Origin of the sequence: Micromonospora sp. CA-249363 (genome assembly GCF_050950185.1) — a bacterium.
Taxonomy (GTDB): domain Bacteria; phylum Actinomycetota; class Actinomycetes; order Mycobacteriales; family Micromonosporaceae; genus Micromonospora.
On record NZ_CP192020.1, the window covers coordinates 102,858 to 128,717 of the forward strand.

Annotated in this window: 22 protein-coding genes and 2 pseudogenes; 10 read left to right on the forward strand and 14 right to left on the reverse strand. The window is 73.0% G+C overall.

The features are described 5' to 3' along the window. Window position 1 precedes the first annotated feature (1 nt). Window positions 2-553, reverse strand: a complete 552-nt coding sequence (locus tag ACQPZK_RS00495; RefSeq protein ID WP_433536397.1) for a phosphoribosyltransferase family protein — start codon at window positions 551-553, stop codon at window positions 2-4. Between the two features lie 187 nt (window positions 554-740). Between ACQPZK_RS00495 and ACQPZK_RS00500 the strand changes: the two genes are divergently transcribed. The 5 genes and pseudogenes from ACQPZK_RS00500 to ACQPZK_RS00520 all read left to right on the forward strand — a co-directional run bounded on the left by ACQPZK_RS00500 (window position 741) and on the right by ACQPZK_RS00520 (window position 5,080). Then, a complete protein-coding gene (locus tag ACQPZK_RS00500) occupies window positions 741-1,376 on the forward strand; it encodes a septal ring lytic transglycosylase RlpA family protein (protein ID WP_433536398.1) in 636 nt (211 codons plus the stop codon). 101 nt (window positions 1,377-1,477) lie between these two features. After that, window positions 1,478-1,727: pseudogene (locus ACQPZK_RS00505) on the forward strand (serine/threonine-protein phosphatase); the annotation flags it as partial. A gap of 65 nt (window positions 1,728-1,792) precedes the next feature. Next, window positions 1,793-2,605 (forward strand): annotated as a pseudogene (locus ACQPZK_RS00510) (PP2C family protein-serine/threonine phosphatase); the annotation flags it as partial. A gap of 118 nt (window positions 2,606-2,723) precedes the next feature. After that, window positions 2,724-4,580: an acyl-CoA dehydrogenase gene (locus ACQPZK_RS00515; protein WP_433539067.1), complete on the forward strand. Its 1,857-nt coding sequence runs from the start codon at window positions 2,724-2,726 to the stop codon at window positions 4,578-4,580. 230 nt (window positions 4,581-4,810) lie between these two features. Beyond that, a complete protein-coding gene (locus ACQPZK_RS00520; protein WP_007454197.1) occupies window positions 4,811-5,080 on the forward strand; it encodes a DUF6458 family protein in 270 nt (89 codons plus the stop codon). Window positions 5,081-5,126: 46 nt separating this feature from the next. Here ACQPZK_RS00520 and ACQPZK_RS00525 read toward each other — a convergent pair whose 3' ends face one another. Further along, window positions 5,127-5,666 carry a SixA phosphatase family protein gene (locus tag ACQPZK_RS00525; protein WP_433536399.1) on the reverse strand — a complete coding sequence of 180 codons (540 nt, stop codon included), beginning with the start codon at window positions 5,664-5,666 and terminating at the stop codon, window positions 5,127-5,129. Window positions 5,667-5,780: 114 nt separating this feature from the next. On the opposite strand from ACQPZK_RS00525, the gene ACQPZK_RS00530 reads away from it, so the two are divergent. Beyond that, window positions 5,781-6,068, forward strand: coding sequence for a DUF6458 family protein (locus tag ACQPZK_RS00530; RefSeq protein WP_433536400.1), 288 nt, complete (start codon window positions 5,781-5,783; stop codon window positions 6,066-6,068). Window positions 6,069-6,397: 329 nt separating this feature from the next. On the opposite strand, the gene trhA is transcribed toward ACQPZK_RS00530, so the two are convergent. Continuing rightward, complete coding sequence (gene trhA / locus ACQPZK_RS00535; protein WP_433536401.1) at window positions 6,398-7,075, reverse strand: PAQR family membrane homeostasis protein TrhA; 678 nt, start codon at window positions 7,073-7,075, stop codon at window positions 6,398-6,400. 173 nt (window positions 7,076-7,248) lie between these two features. Between trhA and ACQPZK_RS00540 the strand changes: the two genes are divergently transcribed. Genes ACQPZK_RS00540 through ACQPZK_RS00550 form a run of 3 tightly spaced genes read left to right on the forward strand, consistent with a single transcriptional unit; the run spans window position 7,249 to window position 9,597 of the window. Beyond that, the gene (locus ACQPZK_RS00540) at window positions 7,249-8,004 is read left to right on the forward strand and encodes a 5-oxoprolinase subunit B family protein (RefSeq protein WP_433536402.1); all 756 of its coding nucleotides are present in this window, start codon (window positions 7,249-7,251) and stop codon (window positions 8,002-8,004) included. Next, a complete protein-coding gene (locus ACQPZK_RS00545) occupies window positions 8,001-8,864 on the forward strand; it encodes a biotin-dependent carboxyltransferase family protein (protein WP_433536403.1) in 864 nt (287 codons plus the stop codon). The genes ACQPZK_RS00540 and ACQPZK_RS00545 overlap by 4 nt, the downstream gene beginning before the upstream one ends. Then, a complete protein-coding gene (locus ACQPZK_RS00550) occupies window positions 8,848-9,597 on the forward strand; it encodes a LamB/YcsF family protein (protein WP_433536404.1) in 750 nt (249 codons plus the stop codon). Before ACQPZK_RS00545 ends, ACQPZK_RS00550 begins: the two co-directional genes overlap by 17 nt. Window positions 9,598-9,628: 31 nt before the next feature. Here the strand turns inward: ACQPZK_RS00550 and ACQPZK_RS00555 are convergent, their stop codons facing one another. The 8 genes from ACQPZK_RS00555 to ACQPZK_RS00590 form a co-directional block, all read right to left on the reverse strand. Continuing rightward, a complete protein-coding gene (locus ACQPZK_RS00555) occupies window positions 9,629-11,467 on the reverse strand; it encodes an NHL domain-containing thioredoxin family protein (protein ID WP_433536405.1) in 1,839 nt (612 codons plus the stop codon). Window positions 11,468-11,600: 133 nt separating this feature from the next. Then, window positions 11,601-14,135: an LppU/SCO3897 family protein gene (locus tag ACQPZK_RS00560; RefSeq protein ID WP_433536406.1), complete on the reverse strand. Its 2,535-nt coding sequence runs from the start codon at window positions 14,133-14,135 to the stop codon at window positions 11,601-11,603. A gap of 365 nt (window positions 14,136-14,500) precedes the next feature. Continuing rightward, window positions 14,501-14,641: a hypothetical protein gene (locus tag ACQPZK_RS00565; RefSeq protein ID WP_357129538.1), complete on the reverse strand. Its 141-nt coding sequence runs from the start codon at window positions 14,639-14,641 to the stop codon at window positions 14,501-14,503. Window positions 14,642-14,859: 218 nt separating this feature from the next. Beyond that, window positions 14,860-16,350 (reverse strand): dihydrolipoamide acetyltransferase family protein, encoded by a 1,491-nt coding sequence (locus tag ACQPZK_RS00570; protein ID WP_433539068.1) that lies wholly within the window; start codon window positions 16,348-16,350, stop codon window positions 14,860-14,862. Window positions 16,351-16,355: 5 nt separating this feature from the next. Then, window positions 16,356-17,345 carry an alpha-ketoacid dehydrogenase subunit beta gene (locus ACQPZK_RS00575; protein ID WP_433536407.1) on the reverse strand — a complete coding sequence of 330 codons (990 nt, stop codon included), beginning with the start codon at window positions 17,343-17,345 and terminating at the stop codon, window positions 16,356-16,358. After that, window positions 17,345-18,520 carry a pyruvate dehydrogenase (acetyl-transferring) E1 component subunit alpha gene (pdhA, locus tag ACQPZK_RS00580; protein ID WP_433536408.1) on the reverse strand — a complete coding sequence of 392 codons (1,176 nt, stop codon included), beginning with the start codon at window positions 18,518-18,520 and terminating at the stop codon, window positions 17,345-17,347. Before pdhA ends, ACQPZK_RS00575 begins: the two co-directional genes overlap by 1 nt. A gap of 584 nt (window positions 18,521-19,104) precedes the next feature. Then, the gene (locus ACQPZK_RS00585; RefSeq protein WP_433536409.1) at window positions 19,105-19,311 is read right to left on the reverse strand and encodes a hypothetical protein; all 207 of its coding nucleotides are present in this window, start codon (window positions 19,309-19,311) and stop codon (window positions 19,105-19,107) included. An 18-nt stretch (window positions 19,312-19,329) separates the two neighbouring features. Continuing rightward, entirely contained in the window at window positions 19,330-19,752 is a 423-nt protein-coding gene (locus ACQPZK_RS00590; RefSeq protein WP_433536410.1) for a hypothetical protein, read from the reverse strand. A 454-nt stretch (window positions 19,753-20,206) separates the two neighbouring features. Between ACQPZK_RS00590 and ACQPZK_RS00595 the strand changes: the two genes are divergently transcribed. Further along, window positions 20,207-20,830 carry a phosphoesterase PA-phosphatase gene (locus tag ACQPZK_RS00595; RefSeq protein ID WP_433536411.1) on the forward strand — a complete coding sequence of 208 codons (624 nt, stop codon included), beginning with the start codon at window positions 20,207-20,209 and terminating at the stop codon, window positions 20,828-20,830. A gap of 224 nt (window positions 20,831-21,054) precedes the next feature. Here ACQPZK_RS00595 and ACQPZK_RS00600 read toward each other — a convergent pair whose 3' ends face one another. From ACQPZK_RS00600 to ACQPZK_RS00610, 3 genes are read right to left on the reverse strand one after another with little or no spacing between them, the layout of a single operon-like run. Then, a complete protein-coding gene (locus tag ACQPZK_RS00600) occupies window positions 21,055-22,278 on the reverse strand; it encodes a hypothetical protein (protein WP_433536412.1) in 1,224 nt (407 codons plus the stop codon). A 38-nt stretch (window positions 22,279-22,316) separates the two neighbouring features. Next, complete coding sequence (locus ACQPZK_RS00605; protein WP_433536413.1) at window positions 22,317-24,002, reverse strand: GTPase; 1,686 nt, start codon at window positions 24,000-24,002, stop codon at window positions 22,317-22,319. Continuing rightward, the gene (locus tag ACQPZK_RS00610; RefSeq protein WP_433536414.1) at window positions 23,999-25,840 is read right to left on the reverse strand and encodes an ABC transporter; all 1,842 of its coding nucleotides are present in this window, start codon (window positions 25,838-25,840) and stop codon (window positions 23,999-24,001) included. Before ACQPZK_RS00610 ends, ACQPZK_RS00605 begins: the two co-directional genes overlap by 4 nt. Between the last annotated feature and the right edge of the window lie 20 nt (window positions 25,841-25,860).

The following is a 25,860-nucleotide window of genomic DNA, read 5'->3' on the forward strand; positions in this document are numbered from 1 at the left end:
GTCAACCCGGCAGTTCCGCGCCGGTGATCAGGCCGGTGATCCGCAGCGCGGCGGCGGTCTCCGGCGGGCAGTCGACGGCCACCACGGCCGCGCCGAGCACCTGCGCGCCGCGCGCGGCGCAGATGTCGTAGAGGGCGCGGATCTGCGCGCCGGTGCGTACCCAGTCGTCCACCACGAGCACCCGGTCGTCGGGGCCGAGGTGTCGCTCCCGTACCGCCAGGTCGACCCGCCGACCCCGGTAGTCCGGCGGGCTCTGCGCCCAGGTGAGCGGGCCGGCCGGCAACCTGCCGTCACCGGGCTTGTTCGCGGCCACGAAGCCGACCCCGAGGGCGGTCGCGGCCAGCGGTCCGAGCAGCAGGCCGGTGACCGCCGGGGCGAGCACCACCGTCGGTCGGGCCTCCCGGTACGGGGCCACCAGGGCCGGACCCAGCTCGGCCAGCACCGTCGGGTCGCGCCACCAGCCGGAGATGTCGCTGACCAGGTGGCTGACGCCCGGGCCGGGATCGATCCAGCGGAACAGGGCGGCCAGACGTCCGGTCAGTTCGGTGGGCATCGGTCCATCGTGCGGCACGCGCGCTCGGCGCGTCCGCACCTGGGCCGCTCGACCTACCCCGGCTCGGATGATCGGCTATAGCTACCAGGGCAAATAAGGGCATACCACCATGATCACGTTGACTTCGGAAGTGCTTCTCTCGTTACGGTCCGACCCGGTTTGTTCAATCGACGAAAGGACCGGGCCGGTGGCAGGTAGGCACTCCCGTACCCGCATCTTCTCCTCCCCGGCGGGCATCGCGGCCACCGCGGCGGTCGGCGTCGCCCTGGCCGTCGGCGGCACGGTCGGCGCGGTCCAGCTGACCTCGGGCTCGGGCCAGTCGGGGCAGGCGGCGTTGGACTTCACCCCCACCACCGCCGGTAGCCCCACCCCCGGTTCCCCGAGCGCCTCCCCGAGCGCCAGCGCCACCGCGACGCCGAGCGTGACGGCCAGTCCGTCCGCCACCCGCTCGCCGCAGGCCGCCTCCCGGGCCAAGGCCCGCACCGCGTCGCCGAAGCCGACCCCCAAGCCCAAGAAGACCACGGCGGCGGCGAAGGTCCTCGACAGCGGATCGTGTGGCGCGTCCTTCTACTCGGACGGGCAGCTCACGGCCAACGGCGAGTCGTTCAACCCGAACGAGTTGACCGCGGCGCACAAGACCCTGCCGTTCAACACCAAGGTCCGGGTGACCAACCCGAGCAACGGCAAGTCGGTCGTCGTGCGGATCAACGACCGTGGCCCGTTCATCGACGGCCGCTGCCTCGACCTGTCCCGTGCCGCCTTCGCGACCATCGCCTCGGTCGACGTCGGCGCGCTCACCGTTCGCTACGAGGTACTCGGCTGAGCGTATTGGGGAACACCGATACGGTTGCAAGCGTGGGCCGGCCGGACAGAACATCCTCGGACGACGGGCCAGGTTCATTCACCGGTTCACGTCGATCAGGCATGCTGTCCCTCGTACCCACGCGACTCCTCCAGTCGGGCCGTAGCCCGCTGAGCCCCGGATCCCGCGCCGGCCTCGGCGCGGCCGTCGTCCTGCTCGCGATCGTCTCGCTGCTGGAACTGACCGACGGCCGCCGGGCCCACTACGTCGCGCTCCTGGCCGCCGCCCCGATCCTGGCCGCCGCGTTGGCGGCCTGGCGGGTGGTGCTGGCCGTGGGCGCGGCGGCGACCCTGATCGGGGTCGCCTTCGCGATGACCGACCCGAGGATGATGTTGGTGACCTCGGTCAACATGGTCGCCGTCGGGGTCGCGAGCGGACTGGCCGTGGCGGTGGCGTGGGTACGACAGCGGCAGGCGGAGCAGATCGCCGAGCTGACCAAGCTCGCGTCGGTGGCCCAGCAGGCGGTGCTGCGTCCGCTCGGACCGCAGATCGGCATGCTCTCGGTGGCTGGTCGCTACATCTCCTCCACCGCCACGGCCGAGATCGGCGGTGACCTGTACGAGGCGATCGACACCCCGTACGGCGTCCGCATGATCATCGGTGACGTACGCGGCAAGGGGCTGGACGCCGTCCGCCTGGCCAGCATCGTCCTGGGCTCCTACCGGCACGTGGCCTACGAGCGGGCCGATCTGCGTGCCGTCGTCGCCGACCTGGACCGCGCGGTGGCCCGCAACGTCGGCGACGAGGACTTCGTGACCGCCGCGCTGGTCGAGGAGCGGGGCGGAACGCTCACGATCGTGAACTGCGGCCATCCGTCGCCGCTGCTGCTGCGCCGGGGCGCGGTGATCCCGCTGGAGCCCCCGGCGCCGGCGCCGCCGCTCGGGTTCATGCCGGCGGTCCGTCCCCGCGTGGAACGCCTGGAACCGGGCGACCGGCTGTTGTTGTTCACCGACGGTCTCGGCGAGGCCCGGCGGGACGGCGAGTTCTTCCCCACCGCCGACCGGGCGTGGCGGCTGCTCGGACACGGAACGGTCGCCGACGGGCTCGCCTCGCTCGAAACCGCGCTCGTCGAGTGGGTGCACGGTCGCCTGGACGACGACATCGCGCTGGTCCTCATGGAGTACGTCGGTTCCCGCACGGGGGTGACGTCGGCCGTGCCGAGCTGGGAAGTCGGCGCCGCCGAGAGCTGAGCGCGGGAACTGTGTAATCGCCGTCACTCCGCTGATCGGGTTGTCGCTGCCTACCCGCGAGTAATACAGTCGTGGTTACTGATCGGTAACACCTGTCCGGAAGCGGGGGCCAGTGAGCATGACCCACTACAAGAGCAACCTTCGGGACCTCGAATTCAACCTGTTCGAGGTCTTCGGGGCGGACCGGGCATTCGGCCAGGAGCCGTACTCGGAACTGGACACCGACACGGCCCGGAGCTTCCTCGCCGAGGTGGACCGCCTGGCCCGCGAGGACCTGGCCGCCAGCTACACGGACAGCGACCGCAACCCACCCGCCTTCGACCCGGCCACGCACACCGCGCCGCTGCCGGAGTCGTTCAAGAAGTCGTACCAGGCGTTCATGGACTCGGAGTTCTGGCGGCTGGACCTCCCGCCGGCCCTGGGCGGCACCAACGCACCGCGGGCTCTCTGGTGGGCCCTCGCCGAGCTGGTGCTCGGCGCGAACGCGCCGGTCTGGATGTACTCCTCCGGCCCCTCCTTCGCGCACGTGCTGCACGTCGAGGGCACCGAGCGGCAGAAGGCCTGGGCCAAGCTCTTCATCGACAAGCAGTGGGGCTCCACGATGGTGCTCACCGAGCCGGACGCCGGCTCGGACGTGGGCGCCGGTCGTACGCGGGCTGTCCAGCAGCCCGACGGGTCCTGGCACATCGAGGGCGTGAAGCGCTTCATCACCTCGGGCGAGCACGACCTGAGCGACAACATCGTGCACTACGTGCTGGCCCGCCCGGTCGGTGTGGAGGGCGTGGGTGGCCCCGGCACCAAGGGCCTGTCCCTCTTCGTGGTGCCGAAGTTCCACTTCGACGAGACCACCGGTGAGCTGGGCGAGCGCAACGGCGTCTACGCCACGAACGTCGAGCACAAGATGGGCCTGAAGGTCTCCAACACCTGCGAGATGACGTTCGGCGAGCACGGCGTACCGGCCAAGGGTTGGCTGCTGGGCGACAAGCACGACGGCATCCGGCAGATGTTCATGATCATCGAGTACGCCCGCATGATGGTCGGCACCAAGGCGATCGCCACGCTGTCCACGGGTTACCTGAACGCCCTGGAGTACGCGAAGAACCGGGTGCAGGGCGCCGACCTGGTCCAGCAGGCCGACAAGACCGCCCCGCGGGTCACCATCACCCACCACCCGGACGTGCGGCGCTCGCTGCTGTTGCAGAAGTCGTACGCCGAGGGCCTGCGCGCCCTGGTCCTCTACACCGCCACCTGGCAGGACAAGGTCGCGCTCGCCGAGGCGGCCGGCGACGAGAAGGCCACGAAACTCGCCAAGCGGGTCAACGACCTGCTGCTGCCGCTGGTCAAGGGCGTCGGTTCGGAGCGGGCGTACGAGATGCTCGGCCACGAGGCCCTCCAGACCTTCGGCGGCTCCGGCTTCCTCCAGGACTACCCGCTGGAGCAGTACGTTCGGGACGCCAAGATCGACACCCTGTACGAGGGCACCACCGCTATCCAGAGCCTCGACCTGATCTTCCGCAAGATCGTTCGGGACAACGGCAAGGCGCTGCTGGCGGTGTCCGGCGAGATCCAGGAGTTCATCTCCACCGAGGCGGGCAACGGCCAGCTCAAGGAGGAGCGGCAGGCGCTCGGCAAGGCGCTGGCCGAGATCCAGAACATCCTCGGTGTGCTGACCGGCTGGCTCGGTGAGGCGCAGGCCGGTGACCCCCGCGCGCTCTACAAGGTCGGCCTGAGCAGCCGGCGGTTCCTGCTGGCGATCGGCGACCTGGTCGTCGGCTGGCTGCTGCAGAAGCAGGCCGACGTCGCGCTCAAGGCCCTCGCCGGCGAGGTGTCCGCCACCGACAAGGCGTTCTACACCGGCAAGGTGGCCGCCGCCCGGTTCTTCGCCCGTGAGGTGCTGCCGCGCATCGGCGCCGACCGGCGCATCATCGAGGGCACCGACCTCGACATCATGGACCTCCCGGAGGAGGCCTTCTGACCGTGCCACGGCACGCTTGAGCGGTTCCGGGTCGCACCACCCGGCACCCTCTCGACGGCCGGTGGGGCCTGCGCCCCGCCGGCCGTCGCCGTTCCCCGGGGCCACCAGCCGAGCGGCACGGCATGCGGCGCGTGTTGGCCGGGCACGGTCGGGTATGCCGCTGCCGTGGCGGGTAACCCGCCTCGACCACGGGAACGCCCAGAGCCACCGCACGGGGGAGTGCAGCGCACATGGGTGTAGGAAGCGGCATCTTTCTCATCGCGCTCGGCGCGATCATGACCTTCGCGATCCGGGCCAACGTCTGGTGGATCGACCTGCGCGCGGTCGGCTGGGTGTTCATCCTGGCCGGGCTCGCCGTGCTGCTGACCACCCTCTGGTTCTGGCAGGACCGGCGCAAGCGGGCCCGGACCCTCATCGTGGAGGAGAACCGGCTGTCCCATCCCACGGCGATGATGCCTCCGCCGCCGGACCCTCCGCCGCCGACCGCGCCGCCGTCCTGACCCCCTGAGCGCGTACGCCTGAGCCACCCGCCGGACCGCGGGTGGCTCAGCCGCGTGCCGTGTGCCGCTGGGCGATCGGCGCTGCGCCCCGGCCCCACTCGGTCCAGGTGGCCGCGCTGCGGTGCACCGCCAGCTCGGCGGTCCGCAGTCCCTCCTCGTCCGCCGTCTCCGGGTCGAGAAACGCGGACAGCAGCGAGACGCCCGGATTGTGGGCGATCAGCAGCACCACCCGGGCCGCCGGATCGGCCGTCCGGACCAGCGCCAACAACTCCTCGGGATGGGCGTCGTACGCGCCGGGCTCGTAACGCACGCTCGGGCGGGGACCGGTCGGCCCGCCCTCCGGGGGCGTACCCGTCATGCCCATCGCCACGCCGTGCCAGGTCTGCCGGGTCCGCAGGGCGGTCGAGCAGAGCACCACGTCGGGCAGCAGGTCGTGGTGGGCCAACCACGCGCCGGCCGCCGCCGCGTCGGCCTCTCCACGGGCGCTCAGCGGGCGCTGGGCGTCGTCCGTACCCTCGCTGCCCGGCTCGGCCTTCGCGTGCCGGAGCAACACCAGTGTCCGCGCCTCGGTGGGGCTGTCCGTCATGCCACCAGCTTGCCCGATTGGCGATCTACCTGCCGGGGTAAGTCCAGGGATGCCGCACCCCCTACCAACGGCCCACGGCGGGTCGTACGCCAGCTTAGAGCCGAGGAGCGAGACATGGGCATTGGTGGCAGCATCTTCCTGATCGCGCTGGGCGCGATCTTCGCATTCGCCGTGGAGGCCGACCTGGGCTGGTTGAACCTGTCCGTCGTCGGCTGGGTGTTGATGCTCGCCGGTGTCGCCGGCCTGCTCGTCACCCTCTACTTCTGGAGCAACCGCCGTCGTGCCGTCGTCGCCACGCCGGTCCGCGAGGACCCGGTGGTGGTCGACCGCGTGGTGCCGGTCCAGGACGACCAGGTCATGCGGGAGTACCGCGAGGTGCGTCGGCCGGGCCGCCCGGTCTGACCCCTACCGAACAAGAGCCGGGGTGCCGCACTGTGCGGTGTCCCGGCTCTCGCGTCTGAGCGCGACAGTGTCGCGGCATCTCTGGCAGCACAGGCGCGTCGAGCGCGTTGGGGCCGTTGGGCTCGTTGGGCGGCAGGGCCACACTGCCGCAGGCGTCCTTTGCTCTGCTTCAGTAGAGGAAACAGGCGGTGTCCGGTTATCGGACGCGGAGCGTTTCCTGGGTTGAAGCAGAGCAAAGGACGCGCACCACCACCTGCGCCCCCGGCCCTCGCCAGAGGAGGGCGCAGGTGGGTCTTCGCTGTCCGACGGCTCGCCGGAACGGATTGGCCTCAGGCGAACAGCGCGAAGTAGATCGCGACGTGGTGACACAGCGCGGCCACCAGCGTGCACGCGTGGAAGAACTCGTGGTGGCCGAAGACCGTCGGCCACGGGTTGGGCCGGCGCAGGGCGTAGAACACCGCGCCGACGCTGTAGATGGCGCCGCCGACGATCAGCAGCACCAACGCCGTGACACCGCCGCCGTGCAGAATGTCCGGCAGCATGGCGACCGCGACCCAGCCGAGCGCCAGGTAGAGCGGCGCGGAGACCCAGCGCGGCGCGTGCGGCCAGACGAGCTTCAGCGCCACACCGCCGAGAGCCCCACCCCAGACCAGGGCCAGCATGATGGTGGCCTGCCGGGTCGAGAGCAGCATGGTGCAGAGCGGGGTGTACGTGCCGGCGATGAACACGAAGATCATGCAGTGGTCCATCCGGCGCATCACCTGGTAGCCGCGCTCCGACCACACCCGACGGTGGTAGAGGGCGCTGGTGCCGAACAGCCCGCAGACCGTCAGGCTGTAGATGGCGCAGCTCACCAGGGGCGCCCAGCCCGGGCGGCTCGCGGCGATCGAGCAGAGCACGATGCCCGCGACCAGGGCGACGAAGAAGGCGTACGTGTGGAGCCAGCCGCGCATCCGGGGCTTGCCGATGTCGACCGGCTTCAGGCGAAGCGGGGCGGAGGTGGTCACGCCCTCAGGTTACGGCACCGTAGGTTACTTTCAAGTAGTCCGGCCGGTGACGCATGGCACGCGCCGATCTTGCAGTTTCGGTGGTGGAGATGAGTGGGATAGCTCTTTTTGTCGCCACAGAAAGTGCAAGATCGCGAGGGATGGAAGCGACTTTCGTCGGTGAAGATGGGGCGATGCGGATTCGGCCCGTTGGGGCGCACGCCCTTCTGATCGAGTGCGGTGGCTCCACCGGCCTGGGCGCGTCGGAACTCGTCGAGGCCTGGCGGGCCGAGTTGTGGCAGCGCCGCGAACGCGGAGACCTGACCGCGCTGGAGATCGTCCCAGCGGCCAACACCGTCCTGCTGGACGGCCTACCAAACCCCGCCGCCACCGCCACCCTGCTCTCCCACTGGGCACCCGCGGTCACCACCCCAACCCCAACCCCCACCCCAACCCCAACCCCGTCCCCGACCCCCTCCCACCCCGCCGATCTTGCAGTTTCTGTTGCGACAAAATGTGCTGATCACGTCATATCGACAACAGAAACTGCAAGATCGACGCAGGGGGTGGGCGCGGAGGTTCTCGTGGAGGTTCTGTTCGACGGGCCGGATCTGGGGGTTGTGGCCGAGCGGTGGGGTGTTGACGTGCCGGAGGTGCGGCGTCGCCTTGTCGGCACTCCGTTCCGAGTCGCCTTCTGCGGTTTCGCCCCTGGTTTTCCCTACCTGACCGGGCTGCCCGCCGAGCTGGCGTTGCCCCGGCTGCCCACTCCACGCCCACGGGTACCGGCCGGCTCGGTCGCCCTCGCCGGCCCGTACGCCGGGATCTACCCCAGCGCGTCCCCCGGCGGTTGGCTGCTCGTCGGCCGGACCGACCTGCCCCTCTTCGACGTCGACAGCGACCCGCCCGCCCGGCTCGGCCCCGGTACCCGCGTGCGGATGGTGGCGGCGTGACGGCTCCCGCCGAGATCGAGGTGCTGCGCGCCGGGGCGCTCACCACCGTGCAGGACCTCGGCCGGCCCGGCTGGGCGCACCTCGGCGTGCCCCGATCCGGCGCTCTCGACCCGGCCGCCCTGCGGCTCGCCAACCGGCTGGTCGGCAACGCCGAGGAGGCCGCCGGCCTGGAGATCACTCTGACCGGCTGCGCGCTGCGGCTGACCCGGGCCACCACCGTGGCCGTCACCGGCGCTCAGGTGACCGTTCGGGCCGGGGACCGGGCGGGTGACACGGGACGTCCGCTCAGCGTGCCCGCCGGTACGGTGCTCCGCGTCGGTCCGGCCCGTGAGGGCGTCCGGAGCTGGCTGGCCGTGGCCGGGGGCATCGACGTGCCGCCGGTGCTGGGCAGCCGCTCCACCGACACCCTCGCCGGGCTCGGCCCGGCCCCACTGCGCGACGGCGACCGGCTGCCGCTCGGCGTGCCGACCGGTCACCCTGCACCGGTGGACGTGACCATCGGCGTGACCCCCGCGCCGGAACTGCGCCTGGGCGTACGCCTCGGTCCCCGTGACGACTGGTTCACCCCGATCGCGCTCGACCGGCTGTTCGGCAGCGCGTACACCGTGAGCCCGGTCAGCAACCGGGTCGGCGCGCGGCTCGCCGGCGCGCCCTTGCCCCGCGCGGTGGCCGGCGAACTGCCCAGCGAGGGCATCGTGCTCGGCGCGGTGCAGGTGCCGGCGGACGGCCAACCCCTGATCTTCCTCGCCGACCACCCGACCACCGGCGGTTACCCGGTCATCGGGGTGGTCACCGACGTGACCCCGCTCGCGCAGGCCCGACCAGGTACTACCGTCAGGTTTCATGGACCTCAACGCTGACCTGGGCGAAGGATTCGGCATCTGGCGGCTCGGCGACGACGACGCGCTGCTCGCCCTGGTGACCAGCGCCAACGTGGCCTGCGGCTTCCACGGCGGTGACCCGTCCACGATGCGGCGGGTCTGCGAGGGCGCGGTACGGCACGGGGTCGCGGTGGGCGCGCAGGTCGGCTACCGCGACCTGGCCGGCTTCGGCCGGCGGCGCATCGCGTACGACTTCGCCGAGCTGCGCGACGAGATCACCTACCAGTTGGGGGCCCTGGACGCGTTCTGCCGGATCTTTCGCACCCGGGTGCGCTACCTCAAGCCGCACGGCGCGCTGTACCACGCCGCGACCACCGACGAGTCCCAGGCGGCGGCCGTGGTCGCCGCCGTCAGCGATCACAACCCCGACCTGCCGGTGCTCTGTCTGCCCGGCTCCACGCTCGCCCAACTCGCCGTCGGCGCGGGCCTGCCGGTGGTCGCCGAAGCCTTCGCCGACCGCGGCTACCTGCCCAACGGTTCGCTGGTGCCGCGCGGCACGCCCGGCGCGCTGATCAGCGACCCGGAGGAGGTGGCCACCCGGGCGGTACGGATGGCCACCGAACGGACCGTCGTGGCCGTGGACGGCACCGTGATTCCCTGCCCGGTCGAGTCGATCTGCGTCCACGGCGACACTCCGGGAGCGGTGTCCGCCACCGAGCTGGTCCGCGCCAGCCTGATCGACGCCGGAGTCCGACTCACCCCGTTCGCGTGACTTGTTGCCGGATTCTGCACAACAAGGGGCCTCAGGCGTCGAGGCCGCGCAGCACCAGGGGCAGCCGGGTCGCGGCGCCGTCGACCACGCGTACCGGGACCCCCCAGTCCTGCCGGGTCAGATGGCAGGCCGCGTGCTCGACGTCGGCGTCGCAGGTCGCCGCCTGCGCGGTCACCTGGAGCACCCCGCCGGTCACGTCGCCGTTGAGCACCAGTCGGCGGGACAGCTCGGTGCCCGTACCGCCGCCGTCGATCAGCAGCTCCGGCGGGGACGCCGAGACGACCAGGCGGGTGGACGGTCCGTACGTCTCGTCCAGCTTCTGGCCCGGAGCCGGGGTGAAGACGATGTCCAGGGTGACCTCACCGGCCGCCACGTCGGTCGGCTTGCGCTCGGTGCGGTGCCGGGGGCCGTCCACCGTGCTCGCGCCCGCCGCCGACAGGGCGCCCGGAGCGAGCCGGGTCAGCCGGTGCGCGGCGGATTCCACCACCAGAACCTCCCCGGACGGGGTGAGCACCAGGTCGCTCGGCTCGGCCAGCCCGTCCGCCACGGTGGAGACCTGGTTGCTGGCCGGGTCGAAGCGGCGCACCGCGCCGTTGTAGGTGTCCGCGATCAGTACCGAGCCGTCCGGTAGCGCACACACGCCCAGCGGGTGTTGGAGCAGCGCCGACTCGGCCGGCCCGTCCACGTGCCCGAAGTCGAACAGACCCTGGCCGACGGCGGTGCCCAGCACGCCGTTCTCGACGAACCGGACCGCGCTGGTCTCGCTGTCGGCCACCCAGAGCCGGGTGCCGTCGGCCGACACGGACAGGCCCGACGGCTGCGCCATCCACGCCTCGGCCAGCGGCCCGTCGCGCAGCGCCTCGACGGTGGTGCCCGCGTACATGCCGGCGGTCCGCTTGATCGGGTCGAACCACCAGAGCTGGTGGATACCCGCCATGGCGACGATCAGCTTGTCGTCGTACCAGGCCAGGTCCCACGGTGAGGACAGGTCCACCGAGAGCGCGTCGTGCGCGTGGTCGTCGACGGAGGCACGCCACTGCCGCCCGCTGCCGGCGACGGTGACCACCTCGCCGGACTCCAGCCGTACGCCACGCAGGAGGTGGTTGACGGTGTCGGCGACCACCAAGTCGTAACCGGCCACCTCGGCGACGTGCGTGGGCAGCAGGCACAGGCCCTGCGGCTCCGAGAAGGTCGCCGAGCCGGCCGGCCCGTCCGCCCGGCCCCGCTCGCCCGAGCCGATCCGGCGTACCGGCGTCTCGCCGTCCGGGGCCACCTCGACCAGCGAGTGCCGCGCCGAGTCGGAGACCAGCAGGTTGCCGTCCGGCAGCAGCACCGCCTTGCCCGGGAAGCGCAGCGCCGTCTCCGGCGGCGGCGGCGGGACGTACGGCCCGTCGCCCCGGTGCAGGGTGCCCTTCGCCTCGTGGGTGGCGATCAGTTCGTCGATGAGCCGGGCCAGCCCTTCGGCGTGACCCTCGCCGGCCATGGTGGCCACCACGTACCCCTCGGGGTCGATCACCGACAGGGTCGGCCAGGCGCGGGCCGCGTACTGCTGCCACATGTCCAGCTCGGGATCGTCGAGTACGGGGTGATGCACCCCGTACCGCTCGACGGCGGCGACCAGCGCGTCGGCATCCTTCTCGTGCTCGAACTTCGGCGAGTGCACGCCGATCACGACGAGCACGTCGCCGTACTTCTCCTCCAGCGGGCGAAGCTCGTCGAGCACGTGCAGGCAGTTGATGCAGCAGAAGGTCCAGAAATCGGCAAGAACGATCTTGCCACGCAGATCCTGGAGGGTCAGGTCCCTGCCGCCGGTGTTGAGCCACTGCCGGCCCCGAAGCTCAGGTGCCCGTACGCGCGCTGTCGTTCCCATGCCTGCCAGCCTGCCACGCCCGGCAGCTCCGGCCGCCATGACCCGGACGACAGGCGGCCGACGAGACCGTGCGCCGGGCCCCGGACGTGCGACGGCGGGGCCACGGTGACCCGTGACCCCGCCGTCGTCGGTCCTACTTGGTGGCCGGCTTGAGGCAGAGCACCCGGTTGGTGCCCTCGCCGGGCAGCACCACGTGGGGCTGTGCCGGGTCGGCGCACTTGTCCTTCGCATCCACCTTGGAGACGATCGTGAACGCGCCCGCCTCGGTGCAGTCCACGGCCGAGGCGCCCTGGCCGACCTGCTTGACGCAGGTGCCGACCGCCGGGTCGAAGGCCGGCGTGTCGTTGCCGCCGCCGAACTTGCCGAGCAGCATCAGCAGACCGAGCGGCACCGCCAGGATGAGCACGGCGGCGATCAACACCGCGGCCAGGACCCGCCCGTTGCGTACCTTCGGCGTGGGCGGCTCCGCCTTGGGCTCGTCCGCGTCCGGCTTGAACGCGTCGAACCGGCCCTGGTCCGATTCGCTGGCCTCCTGCCCCCAGGACGGCGTGGGCTGCGGCGGCGGGAAGGCCGGGAACTGCGCACCCGGCGCCTGCTCGACGGCCGGTCCACCGAAGCCCGCAGCGCCGTTCACCGTGGCGGCGCCGGCGGCCGGCGCACCCGGTCCGAAGCGGTCGTCCGGACGCTCACCGCCGGACTGCGGCCGAACCCCGTTCATCGGCCGGTTGTTGCCCGGCGCGTCGACGAAGGAGGGCACACCCGGCGGGAACGCCGGTGGCGCGGCGGCCGCCGCGGGCGGCTCACCGAAACCGTTCGGCGCGGACGGCGGTTCCTCGCCCCACCCGGGGAAGGCCTGCCGCTCCGGCCCGTTCTGCCAGTCCGGCGGGCTCTGGCGCTCGGGCGCCTGCTGCCAGTCGGGCAGGGCGGGGCGGCCGGCGTCCTGCTGCCAGTCGGGCATCGCCGGGCGCTCGGGCGCCTGCTGCCAGTCGGGAGCGCCGGGACGGCCGGGGTCCTGCTGCCAGTCGGGCGCGCCGGGGTGCTCCGGGCTCGGCTGGAAGGCCTCCGGACCCGCCTGCTCCGGCTCGTTGTCCTCGGATCGGGCCGGACGGCCGTACACCCGCGGTTGGGGTGTGGCCGTGCTGGCCGGTCGCATCGCCTGGTCGGTCGGGGGCATCACCCGGCTGGCCAGCGGCACCGAGGCGCTCGCGGAGGCACGGCCCGCCGCGCCCGCGGCCGGTTCGGCGTCCGACGTCGGTACGACCGCGCGGCCCGCTCCGGACTCCGGCGAGGTACGGGGTGCGGGCACCACGGCGGCACCCGCCGAGGCCTCCTCGCCCCGGCCCCAGCCGGCCGGCTCGGCGTCGTGCTGCACGGCGGCGTCCGGGGTGTCCCGCTCGGGGTACGCCGGCTGCTCGGGGATCGCGGCGAACGGCGTCGAGGGCACGTAGTCGGCCGGTGGGGCGGCGGCGAGGCTGGCACCCGGTACGCGCTGCTCCTGCGGTGGCAGCGGCACGGCGTTGGCGGGTGAGATGCCGGGCGCGGGTGCGGGCTGGTAGACCGGCGGCTCGTCACCCCGGTCGGCGTCCCAGCCGCCGCGGGCCTGTGCGGATGCCTCCGCCTCGGCGCGGCCCCACACCTCGCCCGCTGCCCACGGCTCGGCCTGGGCGACACCGGGAGTGGCCTGCGCCTGGTTGTCCGGGCCGGCGGCGGCCCAGCCGGGCGTCGCGTCGCTGCCGGGCACGCTGACGCTGGCCCGGGCGGACGCGGGGCCGGCCTGCTCGGCCTGGGGCCATGCGGTCGGTTCCGGACGCTCGACGGGCTGGTCCTGGGACGGAAGCACCCAGTCCGGCTGCTGCGGACGGCTCTCCGCGCCACCCCAGGCCGCGGGCTGTGGGGCATCGTCCTGCGCGGGCCAGGCACCGGCCGGGACCTGGGCCGCGCCGCGTGCCCCGGCCGCTTCGGCGGGTGCCCAGCCGGGCGACGCCTGCTCGGCCGGTTGGCCCCAGGTCTGGGGCGGCTGCTCGGTCGGCGTCCACACGGGCTGGCCCTCGCGGGCGGCGGCGGCGCCGACGGGCCATCCGCCCGACCCCGAGGGGTCGTCCTGCTGGGCGGGTACGCCCGCGCGGCCGGCGGGCTGCGCCGGCTCGGCGTGCCAATCCGGGGCGGACGGGCTGACCGGGGCTGCCCCGCCCGCCCATCCGCCGGAGCGGGACGGGTCGTCCTGGGCGGGCCAGGCGGTGGTGGCCGGGGGCACCTGGGCGGCGCCTCGCGCGGCCGGTTGGGCCTGCGCCCAGTCGGGCTGCTGCTCGGCGGGCCAGGCGGGGGCCTGCTGCTCGGGCGGCGTCCACCCCTGCTGGGGCGGAGTCCACTGGGCGGTCGGGGTCGGTTCCGGAGCGCTTCCGGCGGCCCAGGCGGGCTGTGCGGGATCGCCGGGCTGCGGCGCGGCGGCAGCGCCCCACGCGGGGTTCGGCTGCTGCTCCACCTGGGTCGCCCAGGACGGGTTCGGTCGCGCGGGCGGCGGGGGTGGTGCCCAGCCCAGGTCGGGGCCGGCGGCGTTGTTGCCGTTGTCCGGCTGCGCCGGGCGGTCGCCGTACGGCGCCGGTCCGCCGGCGCCCGGTGACACCTCGTCCGGCTCCTGGCCGGGACGGTGCGGGCCCTCGGACGTCATGGGTGCGCCTCCTCCATCACATGTCGGCCGCCGGTGCCGATCGGTCTCCTCGGCATGGCTGCCGGCGTCACCGGCGTACCGCCGTGCCGGCTCCCCGCACCGTATCCGGTGGCCCCTTGGGGCGTCCAAAGGAGCACCGGTCGTCACTGCCCGTCGCCGGGTGGTGTCGAGCAGCTTCTATCGGCTCGGCGTCGGCCGTGCCGGCGGGCGGCGACCGAAGCCCACCGTACCGGGCGCTGCGGCAGGGCGGAATCCCGGTGTCACGTGCGGGCGTCCCGGCGTGACGCACGGGTGGAATGCCGATGGCCCACCCGGTGAGTCGGGTGGGCCATCGATCTGGAGGAGGTGAGGAATGTCGTGGAGCGTCAGCTCATGTGACGCTGGGCGATGACGAGAAGCTCCTCGCGAACGGCCGGCGAGTTCGCCGAGCGCAGCGCGTGCTCGATGGCACGGGCGCGGCGGTTGGCGTCGCGGTGGTTGCGGATTCGCTCGATCATGCTGCTCATTGGTGGGTCCCCCTGGCTATTCGGTTGTCAGCCCCTGATGCATCTATTCAACCGCAGAAGCCGGCGAACTTCCATCGATTATTAGGTGAGCTGAGACACCTGCCTAACAATCAAAGGTCAACAGGGCTTGTTGCCGATGGTTTCGTCGCCCAACGGACACGGCCGGTGTGCCGGGCGTTAACCCGTGGCACACCGGCCGTGGCTGGCGTTACGAACCGTCAGGTCCAGGCGAGCAGCGCCGCCTCGGGGTCGGCGAGGAAGTCACCGATGTCGCGCAGGAACTTCGAGCCCAGCTCACCGTCGATGATCCGGTGGTCGAAGCTCAGCCCCAGGGTGGTCACCTGGCGAACCTTGACCTTGCCCTTGTGCACCCACGGCATCTCCCGTACCGCGCCGAAGGCGAGGATCGCCGACTCGCCAGGCGGCAGGATCGGCGTTCCGGTGTCCACGCCGAACACCCCGACGTTGGTGATGGTCAGGGTGCCGCCGGACATGTCGGCGGGCGAGGTGCGGCCGGACTTCGCCGTCTGCACCAGGTCGTTCAGCGCGTCCGCCAACTCGCGCAGCGAGAGCCGGCCGGCGTCCTTGACGTTGGGCACGATCAGGCCGCGCTCGGTCGCCGCCGCGATACCGAGGTTGACGTACTCCTTGACCACGATCTCGTCACCCGCCCAGGTCGAGTTGACCATGGGGTGACGCTTGACGGCCAGCAGCACGGCCTTCGCCACCAGCAGCAACGGCGAGACCCGTACGTCGCGCCACTCGCGCCGGCCGCGCAGACGCTCCAGCGCCCTCATCGCCCGGGTCACGTCGACGGTCAGGAACTCCGTCACGTGCGGGGCGGTGAAGGCCGAACGGGACATGTTCTCGGCGGTGAGCTTGCGGACCCCCTTGACCGGGATGCGCTGCTCACGGTCCGCGCCGAAGCTCGCGGCGCTCGTCGCCGTCGAGGTGGTCGCGACCGGCTCGGCCACCGCGACGGTTCCGCTCGCCGCCTGCTGTACGTCCTCCCGGGTGATCGAGCCCAGCGGCCCCGACCCGGAGAGCGTCCGCAGGTCAACCCCAAGATCCTTGGCGAGCTTGCGCACCGGCGGCTTGGCCAGCACAACCCCGCCGCCACCCGCCCCATCGCGTCGATCATGGACCCGTGGTGCCTGGCTTGTCGGGGTAGCAACGGCTTTGTCGGCCACCACAACTCCGTGATCGACCGACGTGGGGGCCGGGGCCGGGGCTTGTGTCGGGACGCCGGCCTTGCGGGGGCGGCGCTTCGCGCTGGTCGTACGCGGCCCGTAGCCGACCAGGACGGCCGTGCGACCGCCCGGGGCGGCACCGCCGATGAGGCCCGGCTCGACCATGCCCTCGGCCGGGGCGACCTCCACCGCCGCCAGCGAGGCCGCCGACGGAGTGGGCAGGTCACCGGCGGGCGTGGCTGTGGTGGACGGGCCGTCCAGCGGGCCCGCGCCGGGGTCGGTGTCGATCGCGATGATCGGCGTGCCGACCTCGACCGTGGTGCCCTCCGGGTGGAAGATCGCCTGTACCTGCCCGGCCCACTTCGCCGGGATCTCCACCGCCGCCTTGGCCGTCTCGACCTCGACGATCGGCTGGTTGAGCTCGATGGTGTCGCCCACCTTCACGAGCCAGGCCAGGATCTCGCCCTCGGTCAGCCCCTCGCCCAGGTCGGGCAGGTTGAACTCCTTGATCCGGGACATTCCGCTCACCAGCCGAAGGTGCGGTCGACGGCGTCGAGCACCCGGTCGAGGTCGGGCAGGTACTCCTCCTCCACCCGGGCAGCCGGGTAGGGAGTGTCGAAGCCGGTCACCCGCAGCACGGGCGACTCCAGGGAGTAGAAGCACTCCTCGGTGATCCGGGCGGCCAGCTCGGCGCCCAGGCCGATGTTGGACGGCGCCTCGTGCACCACGACCGCGCGGCCGGTGCGCTTCACCGAGTCGTAGACCGCGCCCAGGTCCAGCGGGGAGAGGGTGCGCAGGTCGATGACCTCCAGCTCCCGGCCGTCCTCGGCGGCGGCCGTCGCGGCCTCCAGGCACGTGCGCACCATCGGGCCGTACGCCAGCAGGGTCGCGTCCGTGCCGGGCCGCACCACGCGGGCCGAGTGCAGGGGGTACGCGTCGGACAGCGACGCGTCCAGGTCGACCTGGCCCTTCTCCCAGTAGCGCCGCTTGGGCTCCAGGAAGACGATCGGGTCGTCCGAGGCGATGGCCTGCTGGATCATCACGTACGCGTCCTGCGGGTTGGCGCAGGTCACCACCTTCAGGCCGGCGGTGTGCGCGAAGTACGCCTCCGGCGACTCGGAATGGTGCTCGACCGCGCCGATGCCACCGCCGAACGGAATCCGGATCACCATCGGGATGCTGAGCTTGCCGCCCGAGCGGTAGTGCATCTTCGCCACCTGCGACACGATCTGGTCGTACGCGGGGTAGACGAAGCCGTCGAACTGGATCTCGCAGACCGGCCGGTAGCCGCGGATGGCCAGGCCGACGGCGGTGCCGATGATGCCGGACTCGGCCAACGGGGTGTCGATCACCCGCTGGTCACCGAAGTCCTTCTGGAGCCCGTCGGTGATCCGGAAGACGCCGCCGAGCTTGCCGACGTCCTCGCCCATGATGACGACCTTGGGGTCGCTCTCCAGGGCGCGGCGCAGGCCGGTGTTGAGGGCCTTGCCGAGGGTGAGCGTCTCCGTGGCCATCAGTGGGCGCTCCCCTCGAACGACTCCATGTAGCGGTTGAACTGCGCACGCTGCTCGTCGAGCAGTGGCGACCCGTTGGGGTAGACGTGGTCGAACATCGTCACCGGCTCCGGGTCGGGCATGGTGAGCACGCGCTCGCGCAGGTGCACCGCCTCGCGGCGGGCCTGCTCGTCGACCTCGGCGAAGAAGGCCGCGTCGGCGATCTGCTGCTTCTCCAGGAAGGTCTTGACCCGCAGGATCGGGTCCTTCGCCTGCCACGACTCCACCTCGCTGGCGATCCGGTACCGGGTCGGGTCGTCGGAGGTGGTGTGCGCGCCCATCCGGTAGGTGTACGCCTCGATGAGGCTCGGGCCCTGCCCGTGCCGGGCGTTGTCCAGCGCCGTGCGGGTGACCGCGTACGACGCCAGCACGTCGTTGCCGTCCACCCGTACGCCGGGGAAGCCGAAGCCGGCGGCCCGCTGGTAGAGCGGGACACGGGTCTGCCGCTCCAGCGGCTCGGAGATCGCGTACTGGTTGTTCTGGCAGAAGAAGACCAGCGGCGCGTTGAACACGCTGGCCCAGACGAACGCCTCGTTGACGTCGCCCTGGCTGGTCGCCCCGTCGCCGAAGTAGGCGATCGCGGCCTCGCCGTCGTCGGTGCCGACCTTGCCGTCCATGGTGATGCCCATGGCGTACCCGGTCGCGTGCAGGGTCTGCGCGCCGATGACGATCGTGTACATGTTGAACTTGAACTCGTTCGGGTCCCAGCCGCCCTGGTCGACGCCGCGGAACAGGCCGAGCGGCATGATCGGGTCGATGCCCCGGCAGTAGAGGACCCCGTGCTCCCGGTACGTCGGGAAGGCCATGTCCTGGGTCCGCAGCGCGCGCCCGGAGCCGACCTGCGCGGCCTCCTGGCCGAGCAGGCTGGCCCAGAGGCCCAGCTCGCCCTGCCGCTGAAGGGCGGTCGCTTCGGCGTCCAGCTTGCGGACCAGTACCAGGTCGCGGTAGAGCCCGCGGTACTCCTCGTCGGAGAAGTCGACGCGGTACTCGGTGCCGTCCGGCCCGGTGGCGCTGTCGATCCGCTCGCCTTCGGGGGTGAGCAGCTGCACCAGCTCGGGGTTGCCGGCCGCGCCCTTTCTGGAGCGGGGAGCTGCCCGCCTGCTGCGGGTGGTGCCCCCGGGGTCGCCCTTTGCCATCGGTCTCTCCCTGTCGTGTCTGCGTCGGCACCGGGGGGTCACCCGGCCACGCAACTCGTGCGCCTGTCCGGCTGCTGCCGGACCGGTTCCTGGCGGCCGCGCCTAGCCCGGGTGGGGGTTGCCGCGCGGCGTGAGCCGGGTTCTGGCCGAACCCGGATCGGGAGCGCCGGCGCCGGGCCGCGGCTGCCGCGGGGGTGCGCGGAGGTCGCGGCTGCGTTGCCGTCGTGTTCCATATTCGCAGAGCAGGTGAGCGCGCCCACAGTACGCCTGCCCCGCATTCCGACCGTCCACGGTTTACCGCTGTTTGTCGACATCGTGCCGTAACGCGTCCAGCGGGAGTTCCGGTACTGATTCGTCACCGTTCGGTCAGTGTCGCGTGTCGACACGCGGTGGATGTTGGCTGACGGACGGTAACTGGGCGAGGCTGATTCCCGCAGGATCGCACCGATCGGGTGATTGGCCGGATTGACGCCCGGCGCGATACCCACAGCGACCGCAGAGGCCGAGGACAAGGGGTGTGCGGTGGACGAGTCAGGTGACGGGCCCGGCACACCCGTGCTCGGCCGCCATCGTTCCCCGGGCGGCTACCGCCGGGTGATCGGAGCGCACCGGGCACCCGGCGGGGGTGGTCCCTCCCGGGGATACCTGCTCACCGTCGCGCTGCTGGCCGGCACCGCGTCGATGCCCGTGCTCGCGGCGATCAGTGCGGGCTCGGCGACCCCCGGCACGTCCGCGTTGCCGGACACCAGCACCCCGTTCATCCCGACCCCGTCGGTCGGGCCGGTGGTCATCCCGATGCCGGTGACCAGTCAGCCGCCGCCGCCCGCGCTCCCGCCCCCCGACGCGCCCAGCGCCGGCCCTACCGCGACCACCGACTGGCTGCCCGGCGCACCCCGGCGTGTCCCGGACGATTCGTGGTACGGCCCGAACGTCGAGGACCGGGTACCCACGCGCCGGGTGGTGTCCGCGCCGCCGCCAGCACCCCGGCCCACCCGCAGCACCCCACCGGTCGAGCCACCTTCCAGCCCTTCGCCGGTACCGTCGCCGACCGCGCCACCCGATCCGGACCCGACCGAGACGTCCGACCCGAGCCCGTCGCCGACCGACCCGACGACACCCACCGCAACCGACCCCGGCACCCCCACCACGACGAACCCGACCACCCCCACCACAACCGACCCGGCGACGCCCGTCCCCACTACCGACCCGGCAACGCCCGTCCCCACCAGCACCCTCTCCGCACCTGCCAGCACAGCCCCGCCGCCCCCCACCCCCCACCCGTCCCCCACCATCGCGCCGTCACCAACCCTCGCGCCGTCACCAACCCTCGCGCCCAGTCCCACCACGGCCCCCGCCCCCGCGAACCGCCGCGATCTTGCACTTTCTGTGGCGACATAAGCCTGAATACGTCCCATAACGACAACAGAAAACGCAAGATCGGCGCGATCGGGGAGGCTGCCACCCGGTGATCAAGAGCTTTGCGTCAAGGAGCGTGGTCGCGGTGACGCAAAGCTCTTGATCAGCGTGGGCGTGGGCGAGGCGGGGCGGGGGTCGGTGGGGGTGGGGGCTGGTGTTCGTCTGTCGGTGGGCGGAGCCGTGCATTCGAGGGCCTTCCCGGCGGTACGGTGACGGGCAGGCGTCGCCGAGACGGCGCTGGTCAGCGGTGGCGCACAGCAGGGGGGTGGCGTGGGCGGCGGTGCGGAACCCCGCACGGTCGCCGCCCGTCCCGGTCCGGGGCTACGGGTCGCCCGACTCGTCACCGAGCTGACGGCCCCGGCTGTGCTGGTGTCGCTGCTGATCGTCACGGTGAGCTGGCACAGCAGCCGGGGCAGTACGCGGGGTCTGGTGTGGGGCCTGCTCGCGACGGTCTTCGTCACCGGCATCCCGTTCGCCTACATCGTCGGTGGGGTGCGCCGGGGGCGGCTCACCGACCACCACATCGGCCGCCGGGAGCAGCGCCGCGTGCCTCTGCTGGTCGGTCTCGGCTCGGTCACCGCAGGGCTCGCCCTGCTCGTCATCCTCGGCGCGCCGCGGCCGTTGCTGGCGCTGGCGGTGGCGGGGCTGGTCGGACTGGTGGTCGCCGTGTCGGTGAGCCACTGGTGGAAGATGTCGATCCACTCGGCGGTCTCCGCCGGGACCCTGGTCATCCTGGCGCTGACCTTCGGACGCGGATTCCTGGTCGCCGCGCCGCTGCTGGGCGTGGTCGGCTGGTCCCGGGTACGCCTACGGGACCACACCGTCGCCCAGGTGCTCGCCGGCGGTCTGCTCGGCGCGCTGATCGCCGCGGTCGTCTTCGGCCTCCTGCGCTGAGCACACCCAACCCCACCCACCGAGCATCGTCCCGTCGAGCCCCACCTCGCTGTGCCGGCCCACGCGGGCCACGTCGAGCGGGCCACCTCGCCACGCCGGGCGGGCAGGCGGGCCACGTCGAGTGGGCCAGATCCCAGCGGCTCGCATCGGGCGGCCCGCACTGAGCGGCCCGCACCGAGCGGACTGCACCGGGCGGGCGGCTCCTGCCACCCGCCCGGATGCCGTCAGGCGCCGTCGTCGGCGAGTCGGTGCCGGTTCGCCTCGATCCAGGCGTCGAGCGCGGCCGGGTCGTCCGGGTCCACGCCGTCGGCCATGAGTTGCGCGACGGCCGCCGTGGCCGGGCTGCGCCGCTCGCCGGTCGAGTAGAGCCGGGCGAACTCCGGCACCATCTCCTCGATCGCCTCGTCGGTCCGTTCGGCGGCGGCCTCGGGCAGTCCGCGCTGCTGTGACGCGTACCGGGCCCACGCACGCAGCACTCTGGGCAGCATCGCAGCGTCGTCCATGTCCAGCACGGCACGGCGGTGCACCCAGTCGAGCAGGAAGAGACCGGACACCGCCGGGCTCCACCGCATCGGGTCGGAGTCGGGGAAGGACGCCGAGTGGTCCAGCAGCAGGCTCAGGCAGAAGTGCAGCGACGCCAGGCCGGGGCCGTCGACGGTGTCGAGCCCGAACCGGGCGGCTTCCGGTGAGGCCAGGAACCGCCGGACCAGGTCGGTGCGCTCGGCGGCGGACAGCGGCTCGACCTCGGCCGGACCGGTCGGCACTGCGGCGATCGGCAGTAGGGCCAGTCGGGCGCCGACCAGCGCGCGGTCGGTGGCGAGTGAGCCCTCGCCGGGCAACTCACTCAGGTCGTCGGTGACCGAGAGGTGACGGGCCACCTCGCCCCGCAGTCGGGACGGGTCCTCGGTGCGGAACCAGGTCAGCTCGTCGTCCGCGCACATCTGCCGGACCTGGTCCAGGATCCGTTCGGCGGGCCCGCCGACGAAGATGTCCTTGGTGATCCCGATGTTGTGGTCGACGAGGGCCACCAGCGCGTGCTCCGGGCCGCCGGCCGCGTCGTCGTAGGCGAAGGTGGCGAGGTAGGAGGTCTGGTCGCCGTAGACGTCGCCGTACGCCCAACTGCCGGTGAGGTGTACCCGGCCGAGCTGACCGGACCAGGCGGGGGCCTGGCTGCCGGGGCGTACCCGCTCGACGCCCTCGGCGGTCGGAACGAGCGCGGCGAAGACCTGGCGGATGGTGGTCGCCGCCGCGATCCGGCGGCGGGCGGTGGCGGCGAGGAACCCGGTGACGAATTCCCGTACGGCGGTGTCGCGGTCGGTCTCCGCGATTGCGTAGACACTGCCCAGCAGCGCGCTGCCGAGCATCTCGGCGTCGAGGGCGGACTCCAGCTTGGTCACGTCGCGTGCGGCGTGCAGCACCGCGTCGTAAGGGGTCTGAGGCGTGGCCATGCTTCGACCCTACGCCGGTCGGGGCGTACGCAGAGGCGTCAGCGGCGGGCAGCCTCGCGCAGCGCGTCGCGCGCCTGCGCGTACGAGGCGAGCACGGTCCGGACCGGGGTGAGCACGTACTCGTCGCCGACCTCGGAGACCCGGACCGTCAACCGCTGCCGGGCGCGGGCCCGCGCCCGCTTGGCGGCCCAGCGCACGACCGGTCGGGTCAGCGCCGCCGTCAGCAGCCCGGCCAGCAGGCCGCCGAGCAGCAGCACGGTCGGCAGCGGCACCTGCCCGACCATGGGGTTGTCCAGCGCGGGCAGGCCGAGCGCCCGTAGCGCGTAGCCGAGCGCCAGCCAGCCCAGACCGGCCACGGCGGCCAGGGTGACCAGCCACTGCACGCCACCGACGACCCGCCACCAGACCGGCTGGTGGTCGAGGCCGAGGTCGGTGCCGGCGATCGCGCGGTCCAGCGCGTCCGGCAGGTCGTCGAGGCGGGACCGGGCCGCGGAGGTGACCGCGGTCGGCCAGGCGGCGGGCAGGTCGCCGCCTGCCCGGTCGGCCACCGCACGGATCGCCAGACCGAGCGCCGACCGCTGGGCCGCCGTCGGATCGGGCACCGAGGTCGCCGCCACCAGGCTCTCGGCCGGGTCAGCGTCCGCGCCGGTCGGGCCGGGCAGGTGCAACCGGCGCAGCGGGTCGGGCCGCAGCCGCCGCCAGCCCCGCACCACCGGCCAGCCGGTGGCCGCGCCGGCCCGATGTCGGTACGCCCGCTCCACCGCCTCGCTCACCGCCGGCACTCCGGCGGCGCCGGCGAGCGCCCGGTTCAGCCCGGCGACGGTCGCGTCGTCCGGACCGCCACCCGGCCGGGTCGAGCCGATCATCTCGTCCAGCCCGGCGACCACGGTGTCAACGTCGCCGGCCAGTCGACGCAGGGCGGCCTGCCGTTCGGCGACCGTACGCTCCAGCGCCGTGCGCAGACCGACCATCCCGGCGGGGTCGATGGCGGTGGTGGCGAGCAGGGGTACGCCGGTCAGCCCGTCGGAGTCGAGCAGTCGGCGCAGGTCGTCCAGGACGCGGGGCAGTTCGGCCGCCGGTAGCCGGTCGGCCTGGTTGAGCACGACCAGGGTGACGTCCCGGTGCCGGTGGAACTCGCGCAGGTAGCTGTCGTGGATGACCCGGTCGGCGTACTTCTGCGGGTCGACCACCCAGACCACCTGGTCGACCAGGCCGAGCAGCCGGTCCACCTCGAGGCGGTGGGACCGCTGCACCGAGTCGAAGTCGGGCAGGTCGAGCAGGATCAGGCCGTGCAGGGGCGTCTCGTCGTCGCCGTCGAGCGCGCTCTCGCGGACGAAGCGGTGTCGGGGCAGCACGCCGATCCAGTCGAGGAGCCGGTTGGCGTCCTCCAGCGGCCCCCACACGCACGCGTGGGTCACGCCGGTGGTCGGTCGGCGGACGCCGACCGGCGAGAGTTCCAGTTGGGCCAGCGCGTTGAACAGGCTGGACTTGCCGCTCCCGGTCGCGCCGGCGAGGGCGACGACGGTGTGGTCACGCGACAGCGCGAGCCGGGTGCCGGCCCGTTCGACCAGGGTGTGTGCGGGCACCAGTTCGGCGTCGGGCAGCAGGCCGTCGACGGCGGTCAGCAGACGGCGTACGGCGTCCAGGCGGGCGATCAGCGCGTCGGGGTCGATCCGGTGGTCACCGCGGAAGACTTCGCGTACCCGGCCGGCGATGTTGCTCATCGCGAGCCCTCCTCGTCACCGGTCGGCAGGGTGCCGTCGTGGTCGGCGAGGCCGCTGCGGTGCCGGGCCAGCTCGACCTGTCCGGCAGCCTGGCGCAGCGCCGCGCCGGCCGCCTCGGCGGGCCGGGCGTCGGCGGTGCGGGTGAGGAAGCGGTCGGCCTCCGCGTCCAGCAGCGTCCGCACCCGCGCCAGGAGGTCGACCCGGGCCTTGGCGGCGAGGGTACGCACCGCCTGGTCGCCGAAGATCGCCTGGAGTACGGCCTGCGCCGCGACCGTCGTGCCGGCCCCGGTGGCCACCTCCAACCCGGTCGGGATGAACGCGGTCGAGGCGAACACGGCGATCATCACGGCCAGCCCGGTGGCGTTCACCGCGTACGCGGCCGTCCGGGCCACGAACCGCTTGTCGCCGCCCTCGACCTGGACCAGCTCCAGCACGCCGCGTTGCCAGTCCCGGACCATCCGCTCGGCGCGTTCGGGCAGGTCGCCGCTCGGGTAGGCGAGCGCCGGATCGAGGAGTTCCGCGCCGGCCGGGTGCGCCTTCCACCCGGTGTACGCGGATTCGGCGGCCTCGGAGGCGACGCCGCGCAGCAGGGTGACGAGCTGCGACTCGATGGCGTTGCGCAGCTCGGCGGAGGGCGCGGGCCGGCCCGTGACGGCGGCCACCATCCGGTCCCGCAGACGCCCGATGCGGGCCTCCAACGTGCGGAAGAACTCGCCGGTGCCGACGAACTCCTGCCAGCGGGCCAGCACCTCGCCGCGGAGCAGCCGGCCGTCCCGCAGGCCCTGGTCGACGGTCCGCTCGGCGGCGCGGTACGCCGCCCGTACCCTCTCGTCCAGCGCGTCGGCGGCGGTGACCTGCTCGTCGGCGGCGTCGGCCAGCTCCTCGACGGCGGGGTGCAGGGCGGCCAGCGCGCCGTCCAGCGTCTGCCGGACCACCGCGGCGCGGGCGTCGGCGTCGGCGGCCAGTCGGGCGAACCACTCGGCCAGCGGCGCTGTGACGCCCTCGGGCAGCAGCCCCTGACCGTCGACCCAGGTCTCCGGCAGGACGAACAGCGGCGCGCGGTCCAGGTCCTGGGCGGCGAGCATCTCGGCCAGGTGCGCGGCGATCTCGTCGCTGGCCTCGGCGGGTACGCGGTCGAGCACCATGGCGATCACGGCGCCACGGGCCCGTGCGCTGCGGAGCAGCTCCCACGGCACCGCGTCGGCGTACCGGGCGGCGGTGGTGACGAAGAGCCAGAGGTCGGCGGCGGCGAGCAGTTGGCTCGCGAGCGCGCGGTTGGCGTCGACCACCGAGTCGATGTCCGGAGCGTCGAGGAACGCGAGGCCTGCGGGGAGGGCCGGAGCGGTCACCAGGTGCAGGGAGCGTGGGTCGTCGCTCGGCTCGGTCGTACGCGTCAAACCGGGCAGCAGGTCGCCCTGCCGAAACCAGGTCGCGTCGGCCGGATTGCACACCAGCACCGGGGAGCGGGTGGTGGGTCGCAGCACCCCGGCGGCGCTGACCCGGGCCTTGACCAGGCTGTTGACCAGGGTCGACTTGCCCGCGCCGGTGGAGCCGCCGACGACCACGAGCAGCGGGGCGTCCAGCCGGGCCAGCCGGGGCAGCAGGTAGTCGTCGAGTTGGTCGGTGAGCGCGCTGGCGGCCTGCCGGGCCGAGCTGGCGGAGGGCAGGGCGAGCGGATAGCGGGTCGCGCCGATCGCGGCCCTCAGGCCCGACAGCGCGCCGGGGAGGCTGTCGTCCGCGCTGGTGACGGAGGGCTCCTCCGCGGCGTCCGGAGGGACGGTGCGGGCGGCGACGGCGGGCGCGCCGGAACGGGTGGCGGAATCGCCGTGCGTCGTCACCGCTAAAGCGTGCCCGACCG

What these genes read in the sequence shown, in the direction of transcription:
- ACQPZK_RS00560 (WP_433536406.1), bottom strand. Translation starts at nt 14,135, where the DNA reads ATGACGTCCGAGGGCCCGCACCGTCCCGGCCAGGAGCCGGACGAGGTG.
- ACQPZK_RS00605 (WP_433536413.1), bottom strand. Translation starts at nt 24,002, where the DNA reads ATGAGCAACATCGCCGGCCGGGTACGCGAAGTCTTCCGCGGTGACCAC.
- ACQPZK_RS00550 (WP_433536404.1), top strand. Translation starts at nt 8,848, where the DNA reads ATGGACCTCAACGCTGACCTGGGCGAAGGATTCGGCATCTGGCGGCTC.
- ACQPZK_RS00525 (WP_433536399.1), bottom strand. Translation starts at nt 5,666, where the DNA reads ATGACGGACAGCCCCACCGAGGCGCGGACACTGGTGTTGCTCCGGCAC.
- ACQPZK_RS00540 (WP_433536402.1), top strand. Translation starts at nt 7,249, where the DNA reads ATGCGGATTCGGCCCGTTGGGGCGCACGCCCTTCTGATCGAGTGCGGT.
- ACQPZK_RS00515 (WP_433539067.1), top strand. Translation starts at nt 2,724, where the DNA reads ATGACCCACTACAAGAGCAACCTTCGGGACCTCGAATTCAACCTGTTC.
- ACQPZK_RS00575 (WP_433536407.1), bottom strand. Translation starts at nt 17,345, where the DNA reads ATGGCCACGGAGACGCTCACCCTCGGCAAGGCCCTCAACACCGGCCTG.
- ACQPZK_RS00520 (WP_007454197.1), top strand. Translation starts at nt 4,811, where the DNA reads ATGGGTGTAGGAAGCGGCATCTTTCTCATCGCGCTCGGCGCGATCATG.
- ACQPZK_RS00495 (WP_433536397.1), bottom strand. Translation starts at nt 553, where the DNA reads ATGCCCACCGAACTGACCGGACGTCTGGCCGCCCTGTTCCGCTGGATC.
- ACQPZK_RS00600 (WP_433536412.1), bottom strand. Translation starts at nt 22,278, where the DNA reads ATGGCCACGCCTCAGACCCCTTACGACGCGGTGCTGCACGCCGCACGC.
- ACQPZK_RS00555 (WP_433536405.1), bottom strand. Translation starts at nt 11,467, where the DNA reads ATGGGAACGACAGCGCGCGTACGGGCACCTGAGCTTCGGGGCCGGCAG.
- ACQPZK_RS00565 (WP_357129538.1), bottom strand. Translation starts at nt 14,641, where the DNA reads ATGAGCAGCATGATCGAGCGAATCCGCAACCACCGCGACGCCAACCGC.
- ACQPZK_RS00530 (WP_433536400.1), top strand. Translation starts at nt 5,781, where the DNA reads ATGGGCATTGGTGGCAGCATCTTCCTGATCGCGCTGGGCGCGATCTTC.
- ACQPZK_RS00585 (WP_433536409.1), bottom strand. Translation starts at nt 19,311, where the DNA reads ATGACCACCGGCCCGACCGACGGGGTCGGGATGAACGGGGTGCTGGTG.
- pdhA (WP_433536408.1), bottom strand. Translation starts at nt 18,520, where the DNA reads ATGGCAAAGGGCGACCCCGGGGGCACCACCCGCAGCAGGCGGGCAGCT.
- ACQPZK_RS00570 (WP_433539068.1), bottom strand. Translation starts at nt 16,350, where the DNA reads ATGTCCCGGATCAAGGAGTTCAACCTGCCCGACCTGGGCGAGGGGCTG.